Consider the following 366-nt stretch of genomic DNA (forward strand, 5'->3'; position numbering starts at 1 on the left):
TTTTCCGATCTCGATAAGTTTATGGCAGATACCCGGGCCAAACCTCGGGGGCATGTTGAACCCTTACCGGAGTTCAAGGCTTACGAGGCTTTCAGTTATTCGGCAGCGGATCGTAGAGCGCCTTTCGAGCCGCCTATTGATGTGCAGCTCACCATGGTTGATCAGGAACCCGAAAGCGATATCGAGCCAGATCTTGATCGGCCGAGAGAGGTTCTTGAGAACTTTGATCTGAAGGGGCTCTCCATGGTGGGTACTTTGAGTGACGCATCCGGAAATCTGTTTGCTCTGATAAAGCACAACACGGGTGGCATCCACAGGGTGCGCACTGGGAACTACATGGGGCAGAATTATGGCCGGATTGTTGGT

The 366-nt window shown here is 52.5% G+C and carries 1 protein-coding gene; it reads left to right on the forward strand.

What is annotated here, in order from left to right:
* A partial coding sequence (locus B2590_RS13845; protein WP_286847958.1) for a pilus assembly protein PilP occupies window positions 1-366 on the forward strand: 366 nt, incomplete at both ends.

The organism is Marinobacter sp. UBA3604 (assembly GCF_002375325.1).
Classification (GTDB): Bacteria; Pseudomonadota; Gammaproteobacteria; order Pseudomonadales; family Oleiphilaceae; genus Marinobacter; species Marinobacter salarius.